Here is a 24,360-nt window from a genome sequence, read left to right on the forward strand (position 1 = left end):
CCGCCGCAGTGTCAGGTCTTCCGCCCGGTCATCACCAGCGGCGCGACCACTGCCAGCAGGACGGCGGGAATGACGAAGGCCGACGTCGGGTGCACCGCGTACAGCGGGGTGAGCGCGAGAGGAGCGAAGGCCGCCCCGGAGAACCGGAACGACTGGACGACCGACACGGCGCCGCCGCGGTTCGCCCCCGACGAGCCGAGGACAGCGGCGTTGACGCCGACCAGGATGAACTGGCTGGCGACACCCGCTGCCGCCCAGACGAGGCCGACGACCACCAGGCTGGGCATGGTGCCGGCGAGGGCGATGAGGACCGCGCCGACAGGAGCGGCACCCACGATCGCTCGGCGTGGCCCGATGCGGTCGATCAGTCCACCGACGCGTCGCGCCACCAGGATTCCGGCGACCCCGAACACGGTCAGCAGCAGTCCGCGCTGTGTGGAGGACAGACCGAAAGTGTCTTCGGCGCGGAAGGCGACGAGGAAGTTGAGTCCCCCGAGCGCGCCCCAGCCGAGGAGCGCGACCACTGCCACGCGGAGGACCGGGACGGTGAGAGCGTCGCGCAACCGTTCGGGACGACCGCCGGGGGTGGACGGCGCGGTGGCCGCGGGGAGCCCGACCAGCCCGAGGATCGCGGCGACGACGGCCAGCACGACGAACGCGTACCGCCAGTCGAACTCGGCGGCGAGGCCCCCGACCAGCGGCGCACTGGTCTGACCCGCCGCCTGCAGGGCGCCGAAGGTACCCAGCACCCGTCCCAGTCGCTCGCGGGGAGTGACGGCCGCCAGTGACGCGAGGAGCAGCGGCGTCGTGAAGGAATTGCCGATGCCCTGCAGTGCGCGCGCACCCAGCAACAGGTCGAGCGTGGGCGCGACCGCACACAGGAGCGACGAAACGACGTAGAGCAGGTAGGCGAGGCGCACGGTGCGCACCCGGCCCCATCGCGCGCCGAGGGTGCCCGACACGAGCATGGCCAGGGCGAACGGGAACAGGTACGCGCTGAGAGTCGATGCCGCCGACCCGGTGGACACCCCCAGATCCGCGCCCATCTCGGGCAGCATCGAGGACACCACTCCGCCGCCGAACGGGCCCAGGAAGCCGCCGGCGTACAGAGCGCCGATGCGGAGCCGTGCGAGTCGCGCGCTCACCGGTGACGAGCGCGCGTCACAGCCCGAAGCTGCCCGGCCCGCGTCGGCGCAGGTAGCGCTCGAACTCGGCGGCCAGCGCATCGCCGTCCACCTTGGAGACGGCCTCGGACATGTCGACCTCGGCGTCGCCGCGCTCCTCGAGGGTGCGGACGTACTCGGCGATCTCGTCGTCGTCCTTGGTCATCTCGGTGACCGACTCCTCCCAGTCCTCCGCCTGGGACGGCAGCTCGCCGAGCGGCACCTCGATGTCGAGGACGTCCTCGACACGCTGGAGCAGGGCGACGGTGGCCTTGGGGTTCGGCGGCTGGGACACGTAGTGCGGTACCGCCGCCCACAGGGACACTGCCGGAATCCCCGCTTTGACGCACTCGTCCTGCAGAACACCGGTGATGCCGGTCGGGCCCTCGTACCGGGTCTGCTCGAGGTTGAACTGCTCCGCCGACTCGGTGCTGTACGCGGTGCCGGTCACGGGAACGGGCCGGGTGTGGGGCGTGTCGGCGAGCAGTGCGCCGAGAATCACGACCGTCTCGACCCCGAGCTGGTCGATGAACTCGAGCAGGTCGTCGCAGAAGCTCCGCCACCGCATGTTGGGCTCGATACCGCGCAGCAGCACGACGTCGCGGTCGCTGCCGGGAGGCGAACACACCGACAATCGCGTCGACGGCCACTCGATCTCGCGCGTCACACCGTCCACCTGTCGGACCGTCGGGCGGTTGACCTGGTAGTCGTAGTAGTCCTCGGAGTCGAGCTCGGCCAGGGGCGTCGCGTCCCAGATCAGTTCGAGATGCTCCACCGCGCCGCTCGCGGCGTCGCCCGCGTCGTTCCATCCCTCGAACGCCGCGACGAGAATCGGGCTGCGCAGGGTCGGCAGGATCTCGTCCAGCTCGGACTCGTCCGTCGCGGAGTCCTGATCGTCCGCTCCGACACCGGCCACCAGCTCGGCAGCGACGCCGGCGGCGAGGTCTGTCGGGGGGTCCTGGACCACGGGGAGATCGCCCTCGGGCGTTTCTGGCGCACTCACCCGCCCAGCCTACGACCAGAGCTGTCGGGACAGACCACTACGCTTGGGGGCATGCCTGTCGAATTCCGATCACGCCTGCTCGATGCGCTGTCCCAGCGTGTTGTCATCGGCGACGGTGCCATGGGAACGATGCTGCAGGCCGCAGACCTGACGCTGGACGATTTCCGCGGCCTCGAAGGCTGTAACGAGATCCTCAACGACACGCGTCCCGACGTGCTCCGCCAGATCCACCGGGAGTACTTCGAGGCGGGCGCGGACGCCGTCGAGACCAACACCTTCGGGTGCAACCTCCCCAACCTCGCCGACTACGACATCTCGGACCGCATCCGCGAGCTGTCCTACAAGGGAACGATCCTGGCCCGCGAGGTCGCCGACGAGATGGGTACCGGGCGAGACGGCATGGGCCGCTTCGTGCTCGGGTCCATGGGGCCGGGCACCAAACTGCCCACCCTCGGCCACGCCCCGTTCCGGGCGCTGCGCGACGCCTACGCCGAAGCAGCGCTGGGAATGATCGACGGTGGCGCCGACGCCGTCCTGATCGAGACGTGCCAGGACCTGCTCCAGGTGAAGGCCGCCATCCTCGGCAGTCAGGCCGCGATGGAGCAGCTGGGCATCCGCATCCCGATCATCACGCACGTGACGGTCGAGACCACCGGCACGATGTTGCTGGGCAGCGAGATCGGCGCGGCACTGACCGCGATCGAGCCGCTCGGGGTCGACCTGATCGGCCTCAACTGCGCCACGGGCCCCGCCGAGATGAGCGAGCACCTGCGTCACCTCAGCAGGCATGCCACCGTGCCGGTCTCGGTCATGCCCAACGCCGGCCTGCCGCAGCTCGGCCCCAAGGGTGCCGAGTACCCGCTCGGTCCCGACGAGCTGGCCGAGGCGCTCAGCGGCTTCGTCACCGAGTTCGGCCTCTCCCTGGTGGGTGGCTGCTGTGGAACCACCCCGGAGCACATCCGCCAGGTCGCCGACGCGGTGCACGACGCGCGCCGCGGAGTGCGGGACCCGAAGCCCGAGAAGGGTGTCTCGTCTCTCTACGCAGCGGTGCCGTTCGAGCAGGACGCCAGCATCCTCATGATCGGCGAACGCACCAACTCCAACGGTTCGAAGGCGTTCCGTGACGCGATGCTGGCCGAGGACTACCAGAAGTGCCTCGACATCGCGAAGGACCAGACGCGCGACGGCGCGCACATGCTCGATCTCAACGTCGACTACGTCGGCCGCGACGGTGCTGCCGACATGTCGGCTCTGGCCTCGCGCCTGGCCACCTCCTCGACGCTGCCGATCATGCTCGACTCCACCGAGCCCGCAGTCCTGGAGGCCGGGCTCGAGCACCTCGGTGGGCGCAGCGCGGTCAACTCCGTCAACTACGAGGACGGCGACGGGCCCGACTCGCGCTTCCAGCGCATCATGACGCTGGTCAAGCGTCACGGAGCGGCGGTCGTCGCGCTGACGATCGACGAGGAGGGTCAGGCCCGGACGGCGGACTGGAAGATCCGCATCGCGGAGCGGCTCATTGCCGACATCCGCGACAACTGGGGTCTGCCGGAATCGGACATCATCCTCGACACCTTGACGTTCCCCATCTCGACGGGTCAGGAAGAGGTCCGGCGGGACGGCATCGAGACCATCGAGGCCATCCGTCGACTGCACGAGAGTCATCCCGAGGTGCACTTCACCCTGGGTATCTCGAACATCTCGTTCGGCCTCAATCCTGCTGCGAGGCAGGTGCTCAACTCGGTCTTCCTGCACGAGTGCACGGAGGCCGGGCTCGACACGGCCATCGTTCACGCGTCGAAGATCCTCCCCATGGCGCGTATCCCCGAGGAGCAGCGCCAGGTCGCGCTCGACCTCGTGTACGACCGTCGCCGCGAGGGCTACGACCCGTTGCAGGCGCTCATGGCGCTGTTCGAAGGCGTCTCCGCGGCGTCCGCACGCGAGTCGCGGGCACAGGAACTGGCCGGCCTTCCCTTGTTCGATCGCCTCGAGCGCCGCATCGTCGACGGTGAGCGTGCCGGGCTGGGAGACGATCTCGACGAGGCGATGCAGGAGAAGCCGCCGCTCGCGATCATCAACGAGACGCTGCTGTCCGGCATGAAGACCGTCGGTGAGCTGTTCGGGTCCGGGCAGATGCAGCTTCCGTTCGTGCTGCAGTCCGCCGAGGTGATGAAAGCGGCTGTGGCACACCTCGAGCCGCACATGGAGGCGTCCGACGAGGACGGCAAGGGCCGCATCGTGCTCGCCACCGTCAAGGGCGACGTCCACGACATCGGCAAGAACCTCGTCGACATCATCCTGAGCAACAATGGCTACGAGGTGGTCAATCTCGGTATCAAGCAGCCCATCTCGGCGATTCTCGACGCCGCGGTGGACAAGCGTGCCGACGTCATCGGCATGTCCGGTCTGCTGGTGAAGTCCACGGTGGTCATGAAGGAGAACCTGCTCGAGCTCAACGCCAAGGGCGTCGCCGAGAAGTTCCCCGTCATGCTCGGTGGCGCAGCGCTCACCCGGTCCTATGTCGAGAACGATCTCGCCGAGGTCTACGAGGGTGAGGTGTCGTACGCGCGTGACGCGTTCGAGGGCTTGCGCCTGATGGACACGATCATGAACACCAAGCGTGGTGTGGCACCGGCGGAGAACAGCGAGGAAGCCCTCGCCGCGAAGCAGAAGACCGCCGAGCGCAAGGAACGGCACGAGCGTTCGCGTCGCATCGCGGAGAAGCGCAAGGCCGCCGAAGCACCCGTGATCATCCCCGAGCGGTCCGACGTTTCCGTCGAGAAGGAACTGCCGTCGCCGCCGTTCTGGGGCAGCCGCATCGTCAAGGGCATCTCGCTGTCCGAGTACTCGGGGCTTCTCGACGAGCGTGCCCTGTTCCTCGGTCAGTGGGGTCTGCGCGGCGCACGCGCCGGTGAGGGCCCGTCCTACGAGGATCTGGTGGAGACCGAGGGCCGGCCGCGGCTGCGGTACTGGCTGGACCGTCTCAGCACGGACGGCATCCTCGCGCACGCGGCGCTGGTCTACGGGTACTTCCCGGCGGTGTCCGAAGGTGACGACGTCGTCGTGCTGGAATCACCCGAACCCGATGCGGCGAAACGTTTCCGCTTCACCTTCCCGCGTCAGGACCGCGGCAGGTTCCTGTGCATCGCCGACTTCGTGCGCTCCCGCGAACTCGCTCGGGAGACCGGCGTCGTCGACGTGCTCCCGATGAACCTGGTGACGATGGGTCAGCCCATCGCCGACTTCGCCAACGAGCTGTTCAAGGCGGATGCGTACCGCGACTACCTGGAGGTGCACGGCATCGGCGTCCAGCTCACGGAAGCCCTGGCCGAGTACTGGCACCGCCGCGTGCGCGAGGAGCTCGTGCTTCCCGACGGCCGGTCGCTGGTGGACCAGGATCCGTCCGACGTGGAGGGGTACTTCAAGCTCGAGTACCGCGGTGCCCGGTACTCGTTCGGGTACGGCGCGTGCCCCGATCTGGAGGACCGCATCAAGCTCGTCGCGATGCTCGAACCCCAGCGCATCGGGGTGGATCTGTCCGACGAGTTGCAGTTGCACCCCGAGCAGTCGACGGATGCGTTCGTGCTGCACCACCCGGAGGCGAAGTACTTCAATGTCTAGCGGGCAGGCCGGAGGCCGGTCGGAGTTGAGCGGGCAGGCCGGAGGCCGGTCGGATGTCTGAGCTCCAGGCCGTCTTGTTCGACATGGACGGGACGCTGTTGGACTCGGAGCGCCTGTGGGACATCGCGGTGTACGAGCTGTCCGAGTCACTCGGGCGCGAGCTCACTCCGGAGGTGCGGGAGTCGACTCTGGGCAACTCGATGATGGGTGCGCTGGCGAAGGTCTACGCGCACGTGGGACGGGAGGCGTCGCCGGAGAACCTGGCGGAGTCCGCTGCCTGGCTCAACGGCCGTGTTGTCGAGCTGTTCGCGGGTGGTCTGCCGTGGCGTCCGGGTGCGGAGGCGGCGCTGGATCTGGTGCAGTCGGCCGGTCTGGGCTGTGCCCTCGTCACCAACACCGAGCGCATGCTGACGGAGATCGCGCTCGAGACGCTGGGCCGTCACCGCTTCGGCGCGACCGTGTGCGGCGACGAGGTGACGCACGCGAAGCCCGCTCCCGATCCGTACCGCCGGGGCGCAGAGCTGCTCGGTGTCGACACGGCGTCGTGCGTCGCCGTCGAGGATTCGCCCACGGGAACCGAGTCCGCCGTCTCGGCGGGATGCGCCGTCGTCGTGGTGCCCTCCGAGGTGCAGGTGCCCAGCGGACCGGGCCGTACGTTCCATACCAGCCTCGAGGGGCTCACCCTGGACGATCTCCGGTCTGCGCGCGCCGGGGGACACTGATAGCGGTCCGCGGGCCGCGTCGTGGAACAATCATCACCCGTGAAGAACTTCGAGTCCCTGTTCGCCGAGCTCACCGACCGCGCTGCCACCAGGCCCGAGGGCTCGGGCACCGTCGCCGCGTTGGACGCGGGTGTGCATCAGCAGGGCAAGAAGATTCTCGAGGAGGCCGGCGAGGTGTGGATCGCCGCGGAACACGAGACGGACGAGGCGCTGGCGGAGGAGATCTCGCAGCTCCTGTACTGGATCCAGGTGTTGATGGTCGGGAAGAACCTCTCCCTCGAGGATGTCTACCGACATCTGTGAGCGGACCACCCCACTTCCACCGCCACCGATCTTCCCGCACCCCAGGAGTCCCACCATGCTTCGCGTCGCCGTCCCCAACAAAGGTTCCCTGTCCGAGCTCGCCGGAGAGATTCTGAGCGAGGCGGGCTACCGTCGCCGCGCCGATTCCCGCGATCTCACCGTGCTCGACAACGCCAACAACGTCGAGTTCTTCTTCCTCCGTCCCAAGGACATCGCCATCTACGTGGGCTCGGGTGAGCTCGATCTCGGCATCACCGGCCGGGATCTGTCGCTCGATTCGGGCGCACCCGTGACCGAGCGGCTCGCACTCGGATTCGGCAACAGCACCTTCCGCTACGCCGCGCCGGCCGGCAAGGAGTGGACCCCGAACGATCTGGCGGGGCTCCGCATCGCCACGTCGTACCCCAACCTGGTCCGCCGGGACCTCGCGGCGCGGGGCCTCGAGGCCACCGTGATCCGTCTGGACGGAGCCGTCGAGATCTCCATCCAGTTGGGTGTCGCCGATGCGATCGCCGATGTCGTGGGCTCGGGACGCACACTGCGTCAACACAACCTGGTGGCGTTCGGTGAATCCCTGTGCGATTCGGAAGGCGTGCTCATCGAGCAGGCGGGCTCGCCCGTCGACGACAAGGCGCGCAACCAGCTCATCGCGCGTGTCCAGGGCGTCGTCTTCGCCCAGCAGTACTTGATGCTCGACTACGACTGCCCGCGCAGCATCCTCGACGACGCCGTCAAGATCACGCCCGGCCTCGAGTCGCCGACGCTGTCCCCGCTCGCTGACGAGGCGTGGGTGGCCATTCGTGCCATGGTTCCGCGCAAGGGACACAACGCCGTGATGGACGAGCTCGCCGAGCTCGGCGCCAAGGCGATTCTGGCGTCCGACATCCGGTCGTGCCGCGCATTCTGACGCGTCCGCTCCGTTGTGATCGGTCCCAGTAGTTTCTGATCGGTACCGACCAGTCTCCTCTCGTCGCTAGAGTCGCGTCGTCGAGAGGATCCGTCATGACCGTCGTCGATTCTGCGAGCCCCGACCTGCTGGTCTCGCTCGCCGCCGCACTCACCGGAACACTGTCGCGTCCGGGGGAGCCCGGATACGAGCGGTCGGTGCCGTGGAACGTCGCCGTCCCCGTCGATCCGGTGGCAGTCGTCGCGGCCGCCACCGCGGACGATGTCGCCGCCACCGTGCGGGCAGCGCGCGAGGCCGGGCTTCGCGTGGCCGTGCAGGCCACCGGACACGGGGCGGTGCGCATCGGTCCGGACACGATTCTGGTCCTCACCGGTGATCTCGACGAACTGACGATCGACCCCGACACGCGCGTCGCCCGGCTCGGCGCCGGGGTCCTGTGGCAGCAGGTTCTCGACGCCGGTGCGCCGTCCGGATCGGCGCCGCTGTGTGGGTCGTCGCCGAACACCGGCGTCACGGGATTTCTGACCGGTGGGGGAATCGGGCCGGTGGCTCGGACGTACGGGGTCTCGTCGAGTCGTGTGCGCGCGTTCGATCTCGTCACGGGCGACGGCACACTGCGCCGGGTGACACCGGACAGCGACGCCGATCTCTTCCGCGGCCTGTGTGGGGGCAAGTCGACACTCGGCATCGTCACCGCGGTCGAGACGGAGCTGCTGCCGATCGCCGAGTTCTACGCGGGCGCACTGTATTACGACGGCCGGCACGCGGCGGCGGTACTCGAGGCGTGGCGGGTGTGGAGCGCCACGCTGACCGAGGAGCACAACACCTCGCTGGCGTTCCTCCAGCTTCCACCGCTGCCCGGCGTGCCGGAACCGTTGGCCGGGAAGTTCGTGGTCGCGGTGCGTTTCGCATCGGTCGCGGAGCCGGGGATCGCAGCCGACGTTCTCGCGCCGATGCGCGCTGCGGCCCCGACCGTCATCGACACGGTCACGACCATTCCGTACGCGGCGGTGGGGTCGGTGCATGCCGACCCGGTGGATCCGATGCCGACACGTGAGGCCACGACGATGCTCCGCGTATTCGACGAGGAGGCGGCAGCGACCGTGTTGGTCATGACCGGCCCCGCGTCGAGTTCACCGCAGGTGATCGTGGAGCTGAGGCTGCTCGGCGGCGCTCTCGGCCGGCCGGGACCGCATCCCGACGTGTACTGCCATCGCGAGGCCGCCTACAGCCTCCTGTGCATCGGAGTGCTGGCGCCTCCCGTCGCCGATGCGGTGATCGCGCACGGCGAGGCAGTCGTGGAGGCTCTGGCACCGTGGTCGACCGGTGGTGCGTTGCCCAACTTCGCGGCGTCCGACGACCCCGCTCACCTCGCACGGGTCTACGACGAGGACACTCGGGCCTGGCTCGGAGCCCTGGCCGAACAGCACGATCCCGCGGGGATCTTCCGCGTCGGACAGGTGGTCCGGCTCGGCTGATCCGGTGTGGAGACGTCAGGCGCGAGCGCGCACCTCGAGTGTCTGGAACGTGCGGCCCACCGACCCCGTCGCGTCGTACAACGTCGAGGTGCACAGCCCGATGCCGTCGTCGCCGATCGCGGTGCGGGCCTGCACACCCACCCATTCGCCGACGGGTTCGCGCACGATCTGCACCGTCAGATCGGTGTTGAGGAACGTCCACTCCGTCGGATCGAGAAGCGCCGCGACGCCATTGGCGATGTCCGCCACGGCGAACAGTCCGACGATCGGCGACGTCTGCTCGCCGGCCACCACGGGATACCTCGGACGTGCCCACACCCGGCCGGGCTCCGACGCCGTCACCGGGCGGGCGCCCCGGAACTCGAGACTGTCGAGGAACCCGCCGTGCCAGTGGTCCGGAAATGCCCACCCGGCCTCGGACTCGTCCGGACCGGGCACCAACGGTGGATCGAGAGTCTGCCCGGCCGCCGAGGTGTCGGTCATCGCCACGCGCCAGGCCGTGGCACGCGCGACCGCCCTGGTCGACCCGTCGGGCAGATCCGCGACGAGGTCGGCCGACAGCATGGCGACCCGTCGACCGGGGCGTTCCACACGGGCCTGCACGGTGAGTTCTCCGACGGGCACCGGCCCGAGGATCTCCATCGTCACCCGCGCGAGCCGGGTGCCCGGCACCGGCGAACACTGCTCCAGTGCTCGCGCGAGCAGCGCCGACGGGGGAGCGCCGTGTTGCATGGTCTCCGCCCACACACTCGTGGTGAGCCGCGTGGCACGATAGCGATCGGTTCCCTCGACACGGACGAAGAGTGCATCCTCGCTCACGCCGTGACCTCCGTCGGCTCGCTCGGCCACCCCGGGTACTCGGGCGGAGTGCCGCCGAAGGACGGGCACAGGGCCTGGAAGTCGCACCACCCACACAGCTTTCCGGGCTTGGGGCGGAAGTCGCCCGTCTCGCCGGCGGACCGGATGGCCGTCCAGATGGCGGACAGCGTCCGTTCGAACCGGCGGAGCTCGTCCTCGTCCGGGGCGTAGGTGAGAATTTGGCTGTCCTTCAGGAACAGCAGGCGCAGCTGCGCGGGAACGATGCCGCGCGTGCGCATCAGCACCACCGCGTAGAACTTCATCTGGAACAACGCCTTGGCCTCGGCGATCTCGCGCGGCGCCTTGCCCGTCTTGTAGTCGACGACGCGCAGCTGCCCGGTGGGCGCGACGTCGATGCGGTCGATGTAGCCGCGCAACAGCACGCCGTCGTCCAGTTCGGTCTCGACGAGCTGCTCGCACGACTCGGGGTCGAACCGTGTGGGGTCCTCGAGCGAGTAGTAGGACGCCACGAGCGACTGCGCCTCGGCGACGAACTTCTCGCGCTCGTGCTCCTCGACGAGATCGGCCGCGTACTCGTGCGACACGACCATGGCGTCCCATTCCTCCTGCACGAGGGTGCCGGCCCGCGTCGAGACCCGGTCCACCGCGGGCAACGCGTAGAGCGACTCGAGGGCGGAGTGCACGAGGGTGCCGCGCAACTGCGCCTTCGACGGCGGTGCGGGCAGGCGGTCGATGGCCCGGAACCGGTAGAGCAGGGGGCACTGCTTGTAATCCGCTGCGCGCGAGGGCGACAACGCGGGACGACGGCGAGGACGGTCGGGTGCCGCCGCGGCGACGTCGGTGACGACGGGGTCTTCGGTCGAGATGCTCACGGCGCCGACACTATGCCCGCTCACCGACACGATCCGGTATCTGCCCTACAGTTCCCCGGGGCGCGTCGCGCCCCGAGAGCGCCCCGCTTCGTGGGCGGGACCAGAGTGCACCGGAAAGAGGACCACCCGTGGAACCGACCGACACCGACACGTCTGCGCGCGCGAGCGGACCGTTCCGCGTCGGTGATCGCGTGCAGCTCACCGACGCCAAGGGGCGGCACTACACGGTGGTGCTCGACGCGGCCAAGGAGTTCCACACCCACCGCGGCGGGATCCGCCACGACGATCTGATCGGTGTCGACGAGGGCAGCGTCGTGAAGTCGACGAACGGCACCCCGTATCTCGCTCTGCGCCCGCTCCTCGTCGACTACGTGCTGTCGATGCCGCGCGGCGCGCAGGTCATCTACCCCAAGGACGCCGCCCAGATCGTGCACGAGGGCGACGTCTTCCCGGGTGCCCGCGTGCTCGAGGCGGGTGCCGGTTCCGGCGCCCTGACGTGTTCGCTGCTGCGTGCCGTCGGTCCGCAGGGGCGCGTCATCTCCTACGAGGTGCGCGAGGACCACGCCGTGCACGCGGTGCGCAACGTGGAGACCTTCTTCGGCGAGCGGCCGGAGAACTGGGACCTGGTGATCGACGACGTCGCCGCGTTCGACGTCGCGCGTCACGAGGGCATGGTCGACCGGGTGGTGCTGGACATGCTGGCGCCGTGGGACGCACTCGACGCCGTCGCCGGTGCGCTGGTTCCGGGCGGCGTGCTGATCGTCTACGTGGCCACCGTCACGCAGTTGTCCAAGGTCGTCGAGGCCCTGCGTGCGCAGGAGTGCTGGACCGAGCCGCGGTCGTGGGAGTCGATCGTGCGGGGGTGGCACGTCGTCGGGCTGGCAGTGCGACCCGAGCACCGCATGCAGGGGCACACCGCGTTCCTGGTCAGTGCGCGTCGTCTGGCCGAGGGCACCGTCACCCCGAAACCGCAGCGACGGGCCGGCAAGACCCCCACCGAACCCGCCTGACACCGGGGGTTCATGCACCGACCGTGTGCCGTTCGTCCGCTGTCTGTCGGTGGTCGGTGACAGTGTCTGACCACGGTCGTCACACACGTTCGCGTTTCGCCCGGTAGCGTTGAGAAATCGCTTTGGGAGGAGTCCTGCATGAGCCCTACAGACAACCCGGACCAGTCCGCAGTCCTGGCCGAACTCGATGCCCTGCGAGCCGAGGCCACCGTCCTGCGCCGACAACTCGACGCTTCCCGTGGGGGTGCGCCGTCGGCGGACACCCGTAACACCGACGTGCGTGATCTCGAGTCGCGGGTCGACTCGCTCTCCACACGCAACACGAAGCTGATGGAGACGCTCAAGGAGGCGCGCCAGCAGCTCATCGCCCTGCGCGAGGAGGTCGACCGGCTCGGCGCACCGCCCAGCGGTTACGGCGTCCTGGTGCACACCTACGACGACGCGACGGTGGACGTGTTCACCTCGGGCCGCAAGATGCGCCTGACGTGCTCGCCGAACGTCGACGCCACCGCACTCCGGCCCGGCCAGACCGTGCGTCTGAACGAGGCCCTCACCATCGTCGAGGCGTGTGAATTCGAACGCGTCGGCGAGATCAGCTCCCTTCGCGAGATCCTCGAGGACGGCAAGCGCGCCCTCGTCGTCGGCCACGCCGACGAGGAACGTGTCGTGTGGTTGGCGACTCCGCTGCAGGAGATGGCCGACGACGAGGCACCGGAGGATCCGGACGGGCCGTCGCGCCGCCTGCGCCCCGGCGACTCGTTGCTGGTCGACACCAAGGCCGGCTACGCGTTCGAGCGCATTCCCAAGGCCGAGGTCGAGGACCTCGTGCTCGAGGAGGTCCCCGACGTCGGCTACGAGGACATCGGCGGCCTCGGGCGGCAGATCGAGCAGATCCGCGACGCCGTGGAACTGCCCTTCCTGCACAAGGATCTGTTCCGTGAGTACTCGCTGCGCCCGCCCAAGGGTGTGTTGCTCTACGGGCCTCCCGGCTGCGGCAAGACACTCATCGCCAAGGCGGTCGCCAACTCACTGGCGAAGAAGATCGCCGAGGCACGGGGGCAGGACGCACGCGACGCGAAGTCCTACTTCCTCAACATCAAGGGCCCCGAGCTGCTCAACAAGTTCGTCGGTGAGACGGAGCGCCACATCCGGTTGATCTTCCAGCGGGCTCGCGAGAAGGCGTCGGAGGGCACTCCCGTCATCGTGTTCTTCGACGAGATGGACTCCATCTTCCGTACCCGTGGGTCGGGCGTCTCGTCCGACGTGGAGACCACCGTCGTTCCTCAGCTGCTGGCCGAGATCGACGGTGTCGAGGGCCTCGAGAACGTCATCGTGATCGGTGCGTCCAACCGCGAGGACATGATCGACCCGGCCATTCTTCGCCCGGGCCGTCTGGACGTGAAGATCAAGATCGAGCGGCCGGACGCCGAGTCCGCGCTCGACATCTTCTCGAAGTATCTCGACGACTCGCTGCCCGTCAACGCCGACGATCTCGCGGAGTTCGGCGGCGATCGCGCCGCCTGCATCCGCGGCATGATCGAACGCGTCGTCGAGCGCATGTACGCCGAGAGCGACGACAACCGATTCCTCGAGGTCACCTATGCCAACGGTGACAAGGAGGTCCTGTACTTCAAGGACTTCAACTCGGGCGCGATGATCCAGAACATCGTCGACCGCGCGAAGAAGTACGCCATCAAGTCGGTGCTCGACACCGGGACACCGGGTCTGCGCGTCGGACACCTCTTCGACTCCATCGTCGACGAGTTCGCCGAGAACGAAGATCTGCCCAACACCACCAATCCCGATGACTGGGCGCGCATCTCGGGCAAGAAGGGTGAGCGGATCGTCTACATCCGCACGCTCGTCACCGGTAAGAACGCCAGTGCGAGCCGCTCGATCGACACCGAGTCGAACACGGGTCAGTACCTCTGACCGCCCACCTGTAGCAGCGCCGAGACGATCACGCGGGTGTCCGGAACGAAGGGCCACGCGGGATCGTCCAGGTGTGTCAGCACCTCGACGTCCGACCACCACCAGCCGTCCGCGATCTCGGACGGCTGGTGGTGCATCGGTCCGTCGTGACGCACCTCGTACGCGAACAGGTGGCAGCGCACCGTCGCAGCGCCGGATCGTCCCGTCCAGCGGCCGACCACCGGGTCGCCCGTCACGTCCGCTACGACGCCGAGTTCCTCGGCGAGTTCTCGCGAGGCGGTCTGTCGAGGGTCCTCCCCGGCATCGACGACCCCACCGGCCAGAACGTCGTGCATCCCCGCGAACACCGACTTGGTCGTCGTGCGGCGGTGGACGTACACGCGTGACCCGTCGGTGGATCGCACCAGCACGCCGGCACTCGCGTGCCACAGGCCGCGCTCGTACACCTCGGTGCGCGGCGCTTCGCCCACCACGTGGCCACGCTCGTCGTACACGGCCACGATCTCGTCGTCAGGCATGCGTCACCGCTCCCACTCGATCAGGGGTCACAGGGTCGATAGCCTAGGGTCGAGAGCATGCAGCGCATCATCGGCATCGAGGTCGAGTACGGAATTTCCTCTCCTACCGAGCCTTCCGCCAATCCGATCCTGACATCCACCCAGGCGGTGCTGGCGTACGCCGCCGCGGCGGGTGTGCCGCGGGCCAAGCGGACGCGCTGGGACTACGAGGTGGAATCGCCGCTGCGTGACGCACGCGGGTTCGACCTGGGCCGGTTCAGTGGCCCGGCGCCGATCATCGATGCCGACGAGGTCGGCGCGGCCAACATGATCCTCACCAACGGCGCGCGTCTCTACGTCGACCACGCCCACCCGGAGTACTCCGCACCGGAGGTGCGCGATCCGCTCGACGCCGTCATCTGGGACAAGGCGGGGGAGCGCGTCATGGAAGCGGCTGCGCGCCATGCCTCGAGCGTGCCCGGCGCCCCGCGCCTGCAGTTGTACAAGAACAACGTCGACGGCAAGGGCGCGTCCTACGGCACCCACGAGAACTACCTGATGTCTCGCGAGACCCCGTTCTCCGCGATCATCGCCGGGCTCTCGCCGTTCTTCGCCTCCCGCCAGGTGTTCACCGGCTCGGGCCGCGTCGGCATCGGTCAGTCCGGGGACGAGCCCGGATTCCAGCTCTCGCAGCGCGCCGACTACATCGAGGTCGAGGTGGGCCTCGAGACGACGCTCAAGCGCGGCATCATCAACACCCGCGACGAGCCGCACGCCGACGCCGACAAGTACCGGCGCCTGCACGTGATCATCGGTGACGCCAACCTCGCCGAGATGGCGACCTATCTCAAGGTCGGAACGACGGCCCTGGTGCTCGACATCGTCGAGGCCGGCGTGGACCTGTCCGATCTGCAGCTGGCCCGTCCGGTGACGGCGGTGCACCAGATCAGTCACGACCCGACGCTGCGCCGCACGGTCGCGCTCGCGGACGGTCGCGAGCTGACGGCGTTGGCACTGCAGCGCATCTACCTCGAGCGCGTCTCCGCGCATCTCGACGCACAGGGCGAGAAGGATCCGCGCGCCGCCGACGTGGTCGAGAAGTGGGCGATGATCCTCGACAAGCTCGAGCGCGACCCGATGGACTGCGCGTCCCTCCTCGACTGGCCGGCGAAACTGCGGCTGCTCGAAGGGTTCCGCAACCGCGAGGGACTCGGCTGGTCGGCGCCGCGACTGCACCTCGTGGACCTGCAGTACTCGGACGTCCGCCTCGACAAGGGTCTCTACAACCGGCTCGTCGCGCGCGGATCGATGGAACGGCTGGTCTCCGAGCAGGACGTCATGGACGCCGTCTCGAACCCCCCGACCGACACCCGCGCGTACTTCCGCGGCGAGTGCCTCCGCAAGTTCGGCCGCGACATCGCGGCCGCGAGCTGGGACTCGGTCATCTTCGACCTCGGTGGAGACTCGCTGGTGCGTATCCCCACCCTCGAGCCACTGCGGGGGAGCAAGGCCCACGTCGGTGCTCTGCTCGAATCGGTGGACTCGGCCGCAGAACTGGTGGACCAGCTCACCACCTGACGGTCCGCCCGTGCCGGACGTACGGTGGGTTGTCACCCTGTGACGGCGCATGCTCGGTAGGGTGAAGTTTCGCTGCGTGTCGAGAGAACACGCGGTTCGTGACGAGGAGGTCGGCTATGGCACAAGAGCAGACCACACGCTCCGGCGGTGGCGATGACGACGACGGTTCGGCCGAGGGCGCATCGGGTCAGGAACGACGCGAGAAGCTCGCCGAGGAGACCGACGATCTCCTCGACGAGATCGACGACGTGCTCGAGGAGAACGCGGAGGACTTCGTCCGCGCCTACGTGCAAAAGGGCGGCCAGTGACGGACGCGAACTCCGTTCCCCGTCCCCACGAGAGCGACACCACCCTGCGCTACGGGTCGCCGTTCTCCTCCTTCAGTGAACACTTGCGGGCCTACGCACCGCACCTGTTGCCCGAGAACCGTTTTCGTGCGGATCTCGCTCTGTCCCCGGAGGCGACGATGCAGTCCGACATCGCACCGCACGGCACCACCATCGTGGCCGTCACCTTCGACGGCGGCGTCATCCTCGCGGGTGATCGCCGCGCGACGATGGGCAACCTCATCGCCAGTCGCGACGTCGACAAGGTGTACGTCACGGACGACTACTCGGCCGCCGGCATCGCGGGAACCGCCGGCATGGCGATCGAGCTGGTGCGGCTGTTCGCGGTCGAACTCGAGCACTACGAGAAGATCGAGGGCGTCTCCCTCACCTTCAACGGCAAGGCCAACAAGCTGTCCTCCATGGTGCGGGCCAATCTCGGTGCGGCCATGCAGGGTCTGGCTGTGGTTCCGCTGCTCGTCGGTTACGACCTCGACGCCGTCGACGCCCGCCATGCGGGGCGCATCGTCTCCTACGACGTGGTCGGTGGCCGCTACGAGGAACGGTCCGGCTACCACGCGGTGGGATCGGGATCGCTGTTCGCGAAGTCGGCGATGAAGAAGCTCTACCGCGAGGACATGACCGAGGACGAGGCACTGCGCGTCGCGGTCGAATCGCTGTACGACGCTGCCGACGACGATTCGGCGACCGGCGGACCGGATCTGACCCGCGGCATCTACCCGACGGCGGTGGCCATCGGTGCCGGGGGAGCGAACCTGGTGGGATCGGACCGCATCGAGGCTCTGGCCCGTGCGGTACTGCAGGACCGATCGGAAGAAGGGGGTGCGCGCCGATGACGATGCCGTACTACGCGTCCGCCGAACAGATCATGCGCGATCGTTCGGAACTGGCGCGCAAGGGAATCGCACGCGGTCGCAGCGTGGTCGTGCTGACCTACGCGGACGGCGTGCTCTTCGTCGCCGAGAACCGGTCCTCCGCACTGCACAAGGTGAGCGAGCTGTACGACCGCCTCGGCTTCGCCGCGGTGGGCAAGTACAACGAGTTCGAGAATCTGCGCCGCGCCGGCATCGTGCACGCCGACACCAAGGGCTACACCTACGACCGTGCGGACGTCACCGGACGATCGTTGGCCAAGGCGTACGCGCAGACGCTCGGCACCATCTTCACCGAGCAGCTCAAGCCGTACGAGGTGGAGATCTGCGTGGCCGAGGTCGGTGCCGTCGACGAGAGCCCCCGGTCCCAGCTCTACCGCATCACGTACGACGGCTCGATCGTCGACGAGGTCGACTTCGTGGTCATGGGCGGTGCCACCGAACCGATCTCGACGGTCCTGCGCGAGAAGTACCGCTCGGGGCTCGATCTCGACGCGGCGGTCGCGCTGGCAGTCGGTGCGCTCCAGGACTCCACGTCGACGCCGCCGACCAACGGTGCCGCGAGCGAGCCCGCGGAGAAGCGCGTCCTCGAGGTCACGAGCCTCGAAGTGGCCGTTCTCGAACAGACGCGGCCGAGGCGTGCGTTCCGGCGGATCTCCGGAGCGGCGCTCCAGGGACTGTTGCCCCCCGGTTCGGAACCTGCGGGCACCTGACCGACCGGCTACGAAGCACCCGTCACGCGCGCGGCGCGTCGGCGGTGCCCGTTCCGTACAGCGTGAGCAGCGAGGGCCGGGCCCGGTAGTCGAAGGCCCGGCCCTCGCCCGCCACCTCCCCGTCCACCGCCACCGCGACCGTGGTCTGCAGGTTGCGCACCGAGACCGCCGGCACCCGCAGATGGCGGTAGGTGGGCGACGTGCCGAGAGTCCCGGTCATCGCGGCGAGTGCGAGGCGGGTACGCGAGAGCCGCATGTGCGCGCGCAGGAACCGCACGTCCAGCACACCGCTCGCGATCGACGGCCGCGACATGGGCACCTGATCACCCGGCGTGTAGGTGCCGTTGCCGACGAACATCATCCACACCGAGTCGCGGCGCCCGTCGATCTCCACGTGCATCGGCTCGGCCACCGCCAGGACGGCCACCATCGCGGCCGCGGCCGCGGGCCACTTCCCGATGCGTGAGCTCCACTTGTCCCGCAGCCGAACCGAATCCGGGTAGCCCCCGATGCTGGCGGTGTTGACGAAGAGGATCTCCTCACCGCCGTCGATGCTCACACCGCCGAGATCCACCCGGCTGGACGCGCCGCGAGTGACGGCGTCCGCGGTGACCGACACCTCCACCGCGCCGACGTCCCGTGCGAAGTGGTTCAGCGTGCCGCCGGGGAACACCGCGAGAGGAAGCCCCGTCCGCACCGCGGCCGCGACGGCAGCGGCCACCGTGCCGTCCCCTCCGCAGACTCCGAGCGCGAGCACGTCCGATCCTGCGGCGCGGACGAACTGGGCGGTGAAGTCGTCGTCGGCGTCCGGCTCGAGGAACCGCGCCCTCGGCAGGGCCTTCGCCACGTCGGCGACGACTTCCGAATTGTGGGTGCCCGCGCCCGGATTGACCAGCACGAGCATTCCCTCACCCTCGTGCAGGGCGGGCGCCAGCCCCGCGGGGCCCAACTCGGCCGACTCGGTGGAGCGCACGGCCCACCAGCGGCGGGTCGACAGCGCGACCGCGACCCCGAGCGCCGCGCCCACCACCACGTCCGACGGCCAGTGCACACCGACGTGCACTCGCGAGTACGCGACCGTCGCGGCCAGCGGGGCGACCAGGAGACCGGCGAGCGGAGCCTCGAGCGCCACGCCCGTCGCGAACGCCGCGGCGGAGGCGGCGTGACCCGACGGGAACGACGACGACACGGGTGGGGTCATGATCCGCCGGAGTGCGGGGACCGACGCGGCCGGTGGACGATCGCGGGGGAGCAGCGGCTTGAGCACCCCGTTCGCGAGCGAGCTGGCACCCACGACCGCGAGCATGCCGCGTACGGCACCTCGTCGTCGGGGGCCGCCGGACGCGGCGAGCGCCGACGCCACGATCGCCCACAGAACGCTGTGATCGGCGAGCCCGGTGAGCGTGCGCAGCGCCGGGTCCAACCCCGACGGTCGCGACGCGAAACTGGCCTTCACCAGCGCCAGATCGACGGAACGGGTACGGCCGCGCAGCGATCGGGGATTCACCTGCGCCACACTACGGCTGCCACGGGCTCGGGTAGCCGATGCCGCGGTCGATGCCGTTGTACTGTCGAAGTGTGCAGCGACGAATCATGGGGATCGAGACCGAGTTCGGTGTGACGTGCACGTTCCACGGGCACCGTCGACTCAGCCCGGACGAGGTGGCCCGGTATCTGTTCCGGCGTGTCGTGTCGTGGGGACGCAGCTCCAACGTGTTCCTGCGCAACGGTGCGCGGCTCTACCTGGACGTCGGCTCCCATCCCGAGTACGCCACTGCCGAGTGCGACAGCCTTCTGCAGCTGGTCACGCACGACCGCGCCGGCGAGCGTGTTCTCGAGGACCTGCTCATCGACGCCGAGCAGCGTCTCGTCGAGGAGGGCATCGGCGGCGACATCTACCTGTTCAAGAACAACACCGACTCCGCGGGCAACTCCTACGGCTGCCACGAGAACTACCTCGTGGTGCGCGCCGGCGAGTTCTCCCGCATCTCCGACGTGCTGTTGCCGTTCCTGGTCACCCGCCAGCTCATCTGCGGCGCGGGCAAGATCCTGCAGACGCCGAAGGCCGCCACGTTCTGCCTCTCGCAGCGCGCCGAGCACATCTGGGAGGGCGTGTCGTCCGCGACCACCCGCTCACGGCCCATCATCAACACGCGCGACGAACCGCATGCCGACGCCGAGAAGTACCGTCGTCTGCACGTCATCGTCGGCGACTCCAACATGGCCGAGCCGACGACCATGCTCAAGGTCGGCACCGCAGCGCTCGTCCTGGAGATGATCGAGGCGGGCGTCTCGTTCCGAGACTTCGCCCTGGACAACCCGATTCGCGCCATCCGCGAGGTGTCCCACGACTCGACGGGGCGGCGCCCCGTCCGCCTCGCGGGGGGACGCCAGGCCAGTGCACTCGAGATCCAGCGCGAGTACCACGCCCGCGCCGTCGAGCACCTGCGCAACCGCGAGCCGGACGCGCAGATCGAGCAGGTCGTCGACCTGTGGGGCCGCACCCTCGACGCCGTCGAGGCGCAGGACTTCGCCAAGGTGGACACCGAGATCGACTGGGTTATCAAGCGCAAGCTGTTCGATCGCTATCAGGACAGGTACTCGATGGACCTGTCCGACCCGAAGATCGCCCAGCTGGACCTGGCCTATCACGACATCAAGCGCGGCCGCGGCGTCTTCGACGTGCTGCAGCGTAAGGGACTGGTCAAGCGCGTCACCGAGGACGACCAGATCGACGAGGCGGTGAACACGCCGCCGCAGACGACACGCGCGAAGCTGCGTGGCGAGTTCATCAGCGCCGCACAGGAGGCGGGACGCGACTTCACCGTCGACTGGGTGCATCTCAAGCTCAACGACCAGGCTCAGCGCACGGTGCTGTGCAAGGACCCGTTCCGCTCGGTCGACGAGCGCGTGGAGCGCCTGATCGCGTCGATGTAGAGGCCGACGGTCCTCCTTCTCCACAGGAGTCCCGTCCTCCCCACCCCGGCGATGCGCACGGGTGGGGAGATGCTCAGCCACTAGGCTGGGTCGGTGGCGATCTCCAAAGTCGAGCGGTTGATGAACCTCGTCATCTGCCTGCTCTCGACACGGCAGTACCTGACCGCCGAGCGCATCCGCGAGTCCGTCGCCGGATACGAGGACTCGGCGAGCGACGAGGCCTTCAGTCGCATGTTCGAGCGCGACAAGAACGAGCTGCGTGATCTCGGCGTCCCGCTCGAGACCGGTCAGATCTCGCGCTTCTCGACTGTCGAGGGGTACCGCATCAACCGCGACCGGTACGAACTCCCCGATGTCGACCTGGCCAGCGACGAAGCCGCTGCGGTCGCCGTGGCCGTCCAACTCTGGGAGTCGCCCGAGCTCACCTCCGCCGCTCAGAGCGCGATGTTGAAGTTGCGCGCCGCGGGCGTGCAGGTGGACACCGAGAACTCGCCGGCCGCCGTGACCGCCGTTCCGTCCCGCAGTCGAGGTTCCGAGCCCGCGCTGGGCAAGCTGCTCGCCGCTATCGACGCCGGCCGGTCCGTGCGGTTCTCGCACCGTTCCACCCCGGCCGCCCCCTTCCGGGAGCGCACCGTCGAGCCGTGGGGAGTGGTCACCCACTCCGGACGCTGGTACCTCGTCGGGCACGACACCGAGCGCGACGCCGTCCGTACCTTCCGCCTGTCACGGATCGGGGACGACGTCGTGGCCTTCGGACCGGCGGGATCGGTGCGCAAGCCCGACGACGTCGATCTCGGTGTCATCGTGGCCCGCGCCGCCGCGAGCGGTGACGTGGCGGGCAGCGCCGACGTCTGGGTGTCGGAGGGACGGGGACTCGAGCTGCGCCGTCTCGGCACCGAGGTGGAGACGCGTGAGCTCGTGGGGCGACGCGGTTCCGTGGTCCGCATCCCGGTGCGGTCGTGGGAGTGGATCGCCCGGGTGGTAGCCGGCCACGGCGCCGACGCGATCGTGCTGTCGCCGACCGAACTCCGCGACATCGTCGTCGGCACCCTGTCCGTGAGCGCGCACCGCGCGCCGACCGACGCCGTCTCGCCCGGGAGCAGCTCATGAGCGTTCGCCTGTCCTCGCGGCTGGCCCGGCTGCTCAACCTCGTGCCGTACTTCATCGCCAATCCGGGTATCAGCGCGGCCGACGCCGCGGCCGAGCTCGGGGTCACGACCAAACAGCTGATGGACGACCTGAACCAGCTGTGGATGTGCGGACTGCCCGGATACGGTCCGGGCGATCTCATCGATCTGTCGTTCTCCGAGGACAGCATCGAGGTCACGTTCTCCGCCGGTATCGACAGGCCGCTGCGCCTGACGTCCACGGAAGCGACCGCACTGCTCATCGCGCTGCGGTCACTCGTCGAGATGCCCGGCATGGTGGACCCGTCCGCGGCGTACCGCGCCATCGCGAAGATCGAGGCCGCGGCGGGTGTCGCGGCGGCCGAGGGGCCGGACGACACGCCCGAGCCGCAGGAGAGTCCCAGTGTCACGACCGTCCGTGGGGCGCTCGCCCGCGGTCGCGCGCTGCACATCACCTACTACTCGGCATCGCGGGACGTGGTGTCCGAACGCACCGTCGATCCGTTGCGCATCGTCCTCGTCGACGATCAGAGCTACCTGCAGGCCTGGTGCCGCGACGCGGAGGGCGTCCGGCTGTTCCGGCTGGACCGCATCGATGCCGCGACCGAGCTGGACGAGCCGTCCGCACCGCCCGAGCAGGCCCGGACCGGTGGGGACGCACTCGATCTCTTCCACGACGATCCGTCGCTGCCGCTCGCACGGCTCGTCGTCGCACCCGACCACGTGTGGATTCTGGACTACTACCCCATGACGCAGACCGCTGCGCACGACGACGGCTCGATCGAGGTCTCGATGCGATTCGCGACGCTCGACTGGATGAGCCGTCTGGCGCTGGGTCTGGGGTCGGGAGTGCGGGTGCTCGGACCGCCCGCACTGGTTCGTGAGGTCACCGCTCGGTCGCGCGACGCCCTCGACGTCTATCGCGCCGTCTCGGGAGCGTGACCGGCCCATCTCGAGTCGTCCGGACATGCAGGACTCGTCCGGTGAACTCTCGGCGAACGGTCGGTACGCGGGTCCACCGGACACCGGGTGGGAGCCCTCGGGTCCGGTAGCATCGAATCCACCGAAACTGGGAGGTTTTCATGGGTGCGTTACAACCCTGGCACTGGATCGTCCTGATCGTCGTGCTCGTACTGCTGTTCGGATCGAAGAAGCTGCCCGAGGCCGCACGTGGCCTGGGACGCTCGATGCGCATCTTCAAGAGTGAAGTGCAGGAGATGCAGAACGACGGCAAGAAGCCGGACACCACCACGAACTCGGCGCCGGCACCGCAGTCGCAGTTGCCGTCCCCGAACACGGTCACCCCGACCGTCGCGTCGACCGAACCGACGCACGAGCAGCACCCGCGCTCGGCCTGACACTCGCAGGCACCACGGTCGGGGCGATGTCGCCTCGGCCGTTTCGTGGGTGGTGACCGAGGTTCGCGCCCGCTGCGGCGTGCGCACCTCGGCACCCGTCACCGCGAACCACAGTCTTCAGTCCAGGCACCGCAGTCGACAGGCGAAGAGTCACCGTGCGCATACCGTTCGATCCGCGACAGCGCAGGCGTCGCGTCAATCCCGACGGCACCATGTCGTTGGTGGAGCATCTCTACGAGCTCCGCACGCGTCTGCTGTGGTCGATGCTGGCCATCGTCCTCACCACGATCGTGGGGTTCTTCTGGTACTCGCACTCGCTGCTGGGCATCGAGTCGCTCGGTGACCTGCTCCGCGGGCCGTACTGCTCGCTCCCGTCCGAGAGTCGCGCCGAGCTCACCGACGACGGCACGTGTCGGCTGCTCGCCACCGGACCGTTCGAGCAGTTCATGCTCCGGTTCAAGGTGGCCATCACCGCGGGCGTCGTGCTCGCCTGCCCCATCTGGCTCTATCAGGTGTGGGCGTTCATCACGCCCGGCCTCTACCGCCAGGAACGGCGCTACGCCATCTCGTTCGTCACGGCGGCGGCCGTGCTCTTCGTCTCCGGCGCCGTCCTCGCCTACATCGTCGTCGCGAAGGCCCTGCACTTCCTGCTGACCATCGGCGACAACGTCCAGGTCACCGCTCTCAGTGGCGCCGAGTACTTCGGCTTCGTCATCAACCTGCTCGTCATCTTCGGCGTCAGCTTCGAGATCCCGCTCCTGATCGTCGCGCTCAACGCCGTCGGCGTCCTGAAGTACGAGAAGCTCCGCGGCTGGCGTCGCGGGCTCATCTTCGCGATGTTCGCCTTCGCCGCCGTCGTCACGCCCGGCGGTGACCCCTTCTCGATGACCGCGCTGGCGCTCGCGCTGAGCATCCTCGTCGAGTTCGCCATCCAGATCGCGCGCGTCAACGATCGACGGCGCGCACGGCGCGAGACCGAGGAGTGGGGGAACGTCTCCGATGACGAGGCGTCGCCTCTCGACACCTCGGCCGCCCCGGTCGGCAGGCCCGTCCCGGTGCGTCACGACGCCGACGCCGACTACTCCGACACTCTCTGAGTTG

At 68.8% G+C, this 24,360-nt stretch carries 22 protein-coding genes; 16 read left to right on the forward strand and 6 right to left on the reverse strand.

What is annotated here, in order from left to right:
* Positions 1–11: 11 nt before the first annotated feature.
* Both HQ306_RS11320 and HQ306_RS11325 read right to left on the reverse strand, forming a co-directional pair.
* Complete coding sequence (locus HQ306_RS11320) at positions 12–1,145, reverse strand: MFS transporter (RefSeq protein ID WP_308115429.1); 1,134 nt, start codon at positions 1,143–1,145, stop codon at positions 12–14.
* Between the two features lie 16 nt (positions 1,146–1,161).
* Positions 1,162–2,028, reverse strand: a complete 867-nt coding sequence (locus HQ306_RS11325; RefSeq protein WP_197027772.1) for a PAC2 family protein — start codon at positions 2,026–2,028, stop codon at positions 1,162–1,164.
* 189 nt (positions 2,029–2,217) lie between these two features.
* Between HQ306_RS11325 and metH the strand changes: the two genes are divergently transcribed.
* The 5 genes from metH to HQ306_RS11350 all read left to right on the forward strand — a co-directional run bounded on the left by metH (position 2,218) and on the right by HQ306_RS11350 (position 9,197).
* Positions 2,218–5,787, forward strand: a complete 3,570-nt coding sequence (gene metH, locus HQ306_RS11330; RefSeq protein WP_222631123.1) for a methionine synthase — start codon at positions 2,218–2,220, stop codon at positions 5,785–5,787.
* A gap of 53 nt (positions 5,788–5,840) precedes the next feature.
* A complete protein-coding gene (locus tag HQ306_RS11335; RefSeq protein WP_222631124.1) occupies positions 5,841–6,509 on the forward strand; it encodes an HAD family phosphatase in 669 nt (222 codons plus the stop codon).
* A 39-nt stretch (positions 6,510–6,548) separates the two neighbouring features.
* Positions 6,549–6,812, forward strand: coding sequence for a phosphoribosyl-ATP diphosphatase (locus tag HQ306_RS11340; protein ID WP_027505348.1), 264 nt, complete (start codon positions 6,549–6,551; stop codon positions 6,810–6,812).
* 55 nt (positions 6,813–6,867) lie between these two features.
* Complete coding sequence (gene hisG, locus HQ306_RS11345; protein ID WP_027505349.1) at positions 6,868–7,719, forward strand: ATP phosphoribosyltransferase; 852 nt, start codon at positions 6,868–6,870, stop codon at positions 7,717–7,719.
* Positions 7,720–7,814: 95 nt separating this feature from the next.
* Positions 7,815–9,197 carry an FAD-binding oxidoreductase gene (locus HQ306_RS11350; RefSeq protein ID WP_222631126.1) on the forward strand — a complete coding sequence of 461 codons (1,383 nt, stop codon included), beginning with the start codon at positions 7,815–7,817 and terminating at the stop codon, positions 9,195–9,197.
* Positions 9,198–9,212: 15 nt separating this feature from the next.
* Here HQ306_RS11350 and HQ306_RS11355 read toward each other — a convergent pair whose 3' ends face one another.
* Positions 9,213–10,016, reverse strand: a complete 804-nt coding sequence (locus HQ306_RS11355; protein ID WP_056445157.1) for a thioesterase family protein — start codon at positions 10,014–10,016, stop codon at positions 9,213–9,215.
* Positions 10,013–10,888: a RecB family exonuclease gene (locus tag HQ306_RS11360; RefSeq protein WP_374197729.1), complete on the reverse strand. Its 876-nt coding sequence runs from the start codon at positions 10,886–10,888 to the stop codon at positions 10,013–10,015. The genes HQ306_RS11355 and HQ306_RS11360 overlap by 4 nt, the downstream gene beginning before the upstream one ends.
* 128 nt (positions 10,889–11,016) lie before the next feature.
* Here HQ306_RS11360 and HQ306_RS11365 point away from each other — a divergent pair, with 128 nt between their 5' ends.
* Together HQ306_RS11365 and arc are read left to right on the forward strand one after the other, a co-directional pair.
* The gene (locus HQ306_RS11365) at positions 11,017–11,898 is read left to right on the forward strand and encodes a tRNA (adenine-N1)-methyltransferase (protein ID WP_027505353.1); all 882 of its coding nucleotides are present in this window, start codon (positions 11,017–11,019) and stop codon (positions 11,896–11,898) included.
* A 138-nt stretch (positions 11,899–12,036) separates the two neighbouring features.
* On the forward strand, positions 12,037–13,830 hold the full coding sequence (arc, locus tag HQ306_RS11370; protein WP_027505354.1) for a proteasome ATPase: 1,794 nt from the start codon (positions 12,037–12,039) through the stop codon (positions 13,828–13,830).
* Here the strand turns inward: arc and HQ306_RS11375 are convergent.
* Positions 13,818–14,348: an NUDIX domain-containing protein gene (locus HQ306_RS11375; RefSeq protein WP_056444586.1), complete on the reverse strand. Its 531-nt coding sequence runs from the start codon at positions 14,346–14,348 to the stop codon at positions 13,818–13,820. The two genes, arc and HQ306_RS11375, sit on opposite strands and share 13 nt — an antisense overlap.
* 57 nt (positions 14,349–14,405) lie before the next feature.
* Between HQ306_RS11375 and dop the strand changes: the two genes are divergently transcribed.
* From dop to prcA, 4 genes are all read left to right on the forward strand, one after another.
* Positions 14,406–15,905: a depupylase/deamidase Dop gene (gene dop, locus HQ306_RS11380; RefSeq protein WP_027505356.1), complete on the forward strand. Its 1,500-nt coding sequence runs from the start codon at positions 14,406–14,408 to the stop codon at positions 15,903–15,905.
* Positions 15,906–16,021: 116 nt separating this feature from the next.
* Complete coding sequence (locus HQ306_RS11385) at positions 16,022–16,213, forward strand: ubiquitin-like protein Pup (RefSeq protein WP_027505357.1); 192 nt, start codon at positions 16,022–16,024, stop codon at positions 16,211–16,213.
* A complete protein-coding gene (prcB, locus tag HQ306_RS11390; RefSeq protein ID WP_222631127.1) occupies positions 16,210–17,088 on the forward strand; it encodes a proteasome subunit beta in 879 nt (292 codons plus the stop codon). The genes HQ306_RS11385 and prcB overlap by 4 nt, the downstream gene beginning before the upstream one ends.
* Positions 17,085–17,837, forward strand: a complete 753-nt coding sequence (prcA, locus tag HQ306_RS11395; protein WP_027505359.1) for a proteasome subunit alpha — start codon at positions 17,085–17,087, stop codon at positions 17,835–17,837. Before prcB ends, prcA begins: the two co-directional genes overlap by 4 nt.
* A gap of 22 nt (positions 17,838–17,859) precedes the next feature.
* Here the strand turns inward: prcA and HQ306_RS11400 are convergent, their stop codons facing one another.
* Positions 17,860–19,143 carry a bifunctional phosphatase PAP2/diacylglycerol kinase family protein gene (locus HQ306_RS11400; RefSeq protein WP_374197744.1) on the reverse strand — a complete coding sequence of 428 codons (1,284 nt, stop codon included), beginning with the start codon at positions 19,141–19,143 and terminating at the stop codon, positions 17,860–17,862.
* Between the two features lie 272 nt (positions 19,144–19,415).
* Between HQ306_RS11400 and pafA the strand changes: the two genes are divergently transcribed.
* From pafA to tatC, 5 genes are all read left to right on the forward strand, one after another.
* Positions 19,416–20,774, forward strand: a complete 1,359-nt coding sequence (pafA, locus tag HQ306_RS11405; protein WP_197027762.1) for a Pup--protein ligase — start codon at positions 19,416–19,418, stop codon at positions 20,772–20,774.
* Positions 20,775–20,867: 93 nt separating this feature from the next.
* Positions 20,868–21,884, forward strand: a complete 1,017-nt coding sequence (locus HQ306_RS11410) for a YafY family protein (RefSeq protein ID WP_222631129.1) — start codon at positions 20,868–20,870, stop codon at positions 21,882–21,884.
* A complete protein-coding gene (locus HQ306_RS11415; protein ID WP_027505363.1) occupies positions 21,881–22,843 on the forward strand; it encodes a YafY family protein in 963 nt (320 codons plus the stop codon). Before HQ306_RS11410 ends, HQ306_RS11415 begins: the two co-directional genes overlap by 4 nt.
* Positions 22,844–22,983: 140 nt before the next feature.
* On the forward strand, positions 22,984–23,259 hold the full coding sequence (tatA, locus tag HQ306_RS11420) for a Sec-independent protein translocase subunit TatA (protein ID WP_222631131.1): 276 nt from the start codon (positions 22,984–22,986) through the stop codon (positions 23,257–23,259).
* 155 nt (positions 23,260–23,414) lie between these two features.
* Entirely contained in the window at positions 23,415–24,356 is a 942-nt protein-coding gene (gene tatC / locus HQ306_RS11425; protein WP_056444573.1) for a twin-arginine translocase subunit TatC, read from the forward strand.
* The last annotated feature ends 4 nt before the right edge of the window (positions 24,357–24,360 follow it).

The sequence above is a fragment of the Rhodococcus sp. BP-160 genome, from assembly GCF_019836205.1.
GTDB lineage: Bacteria > Actinomycetota > Actinomycetes > Mycobacteriales > Mycobacteriaceae > Rhodococcoides.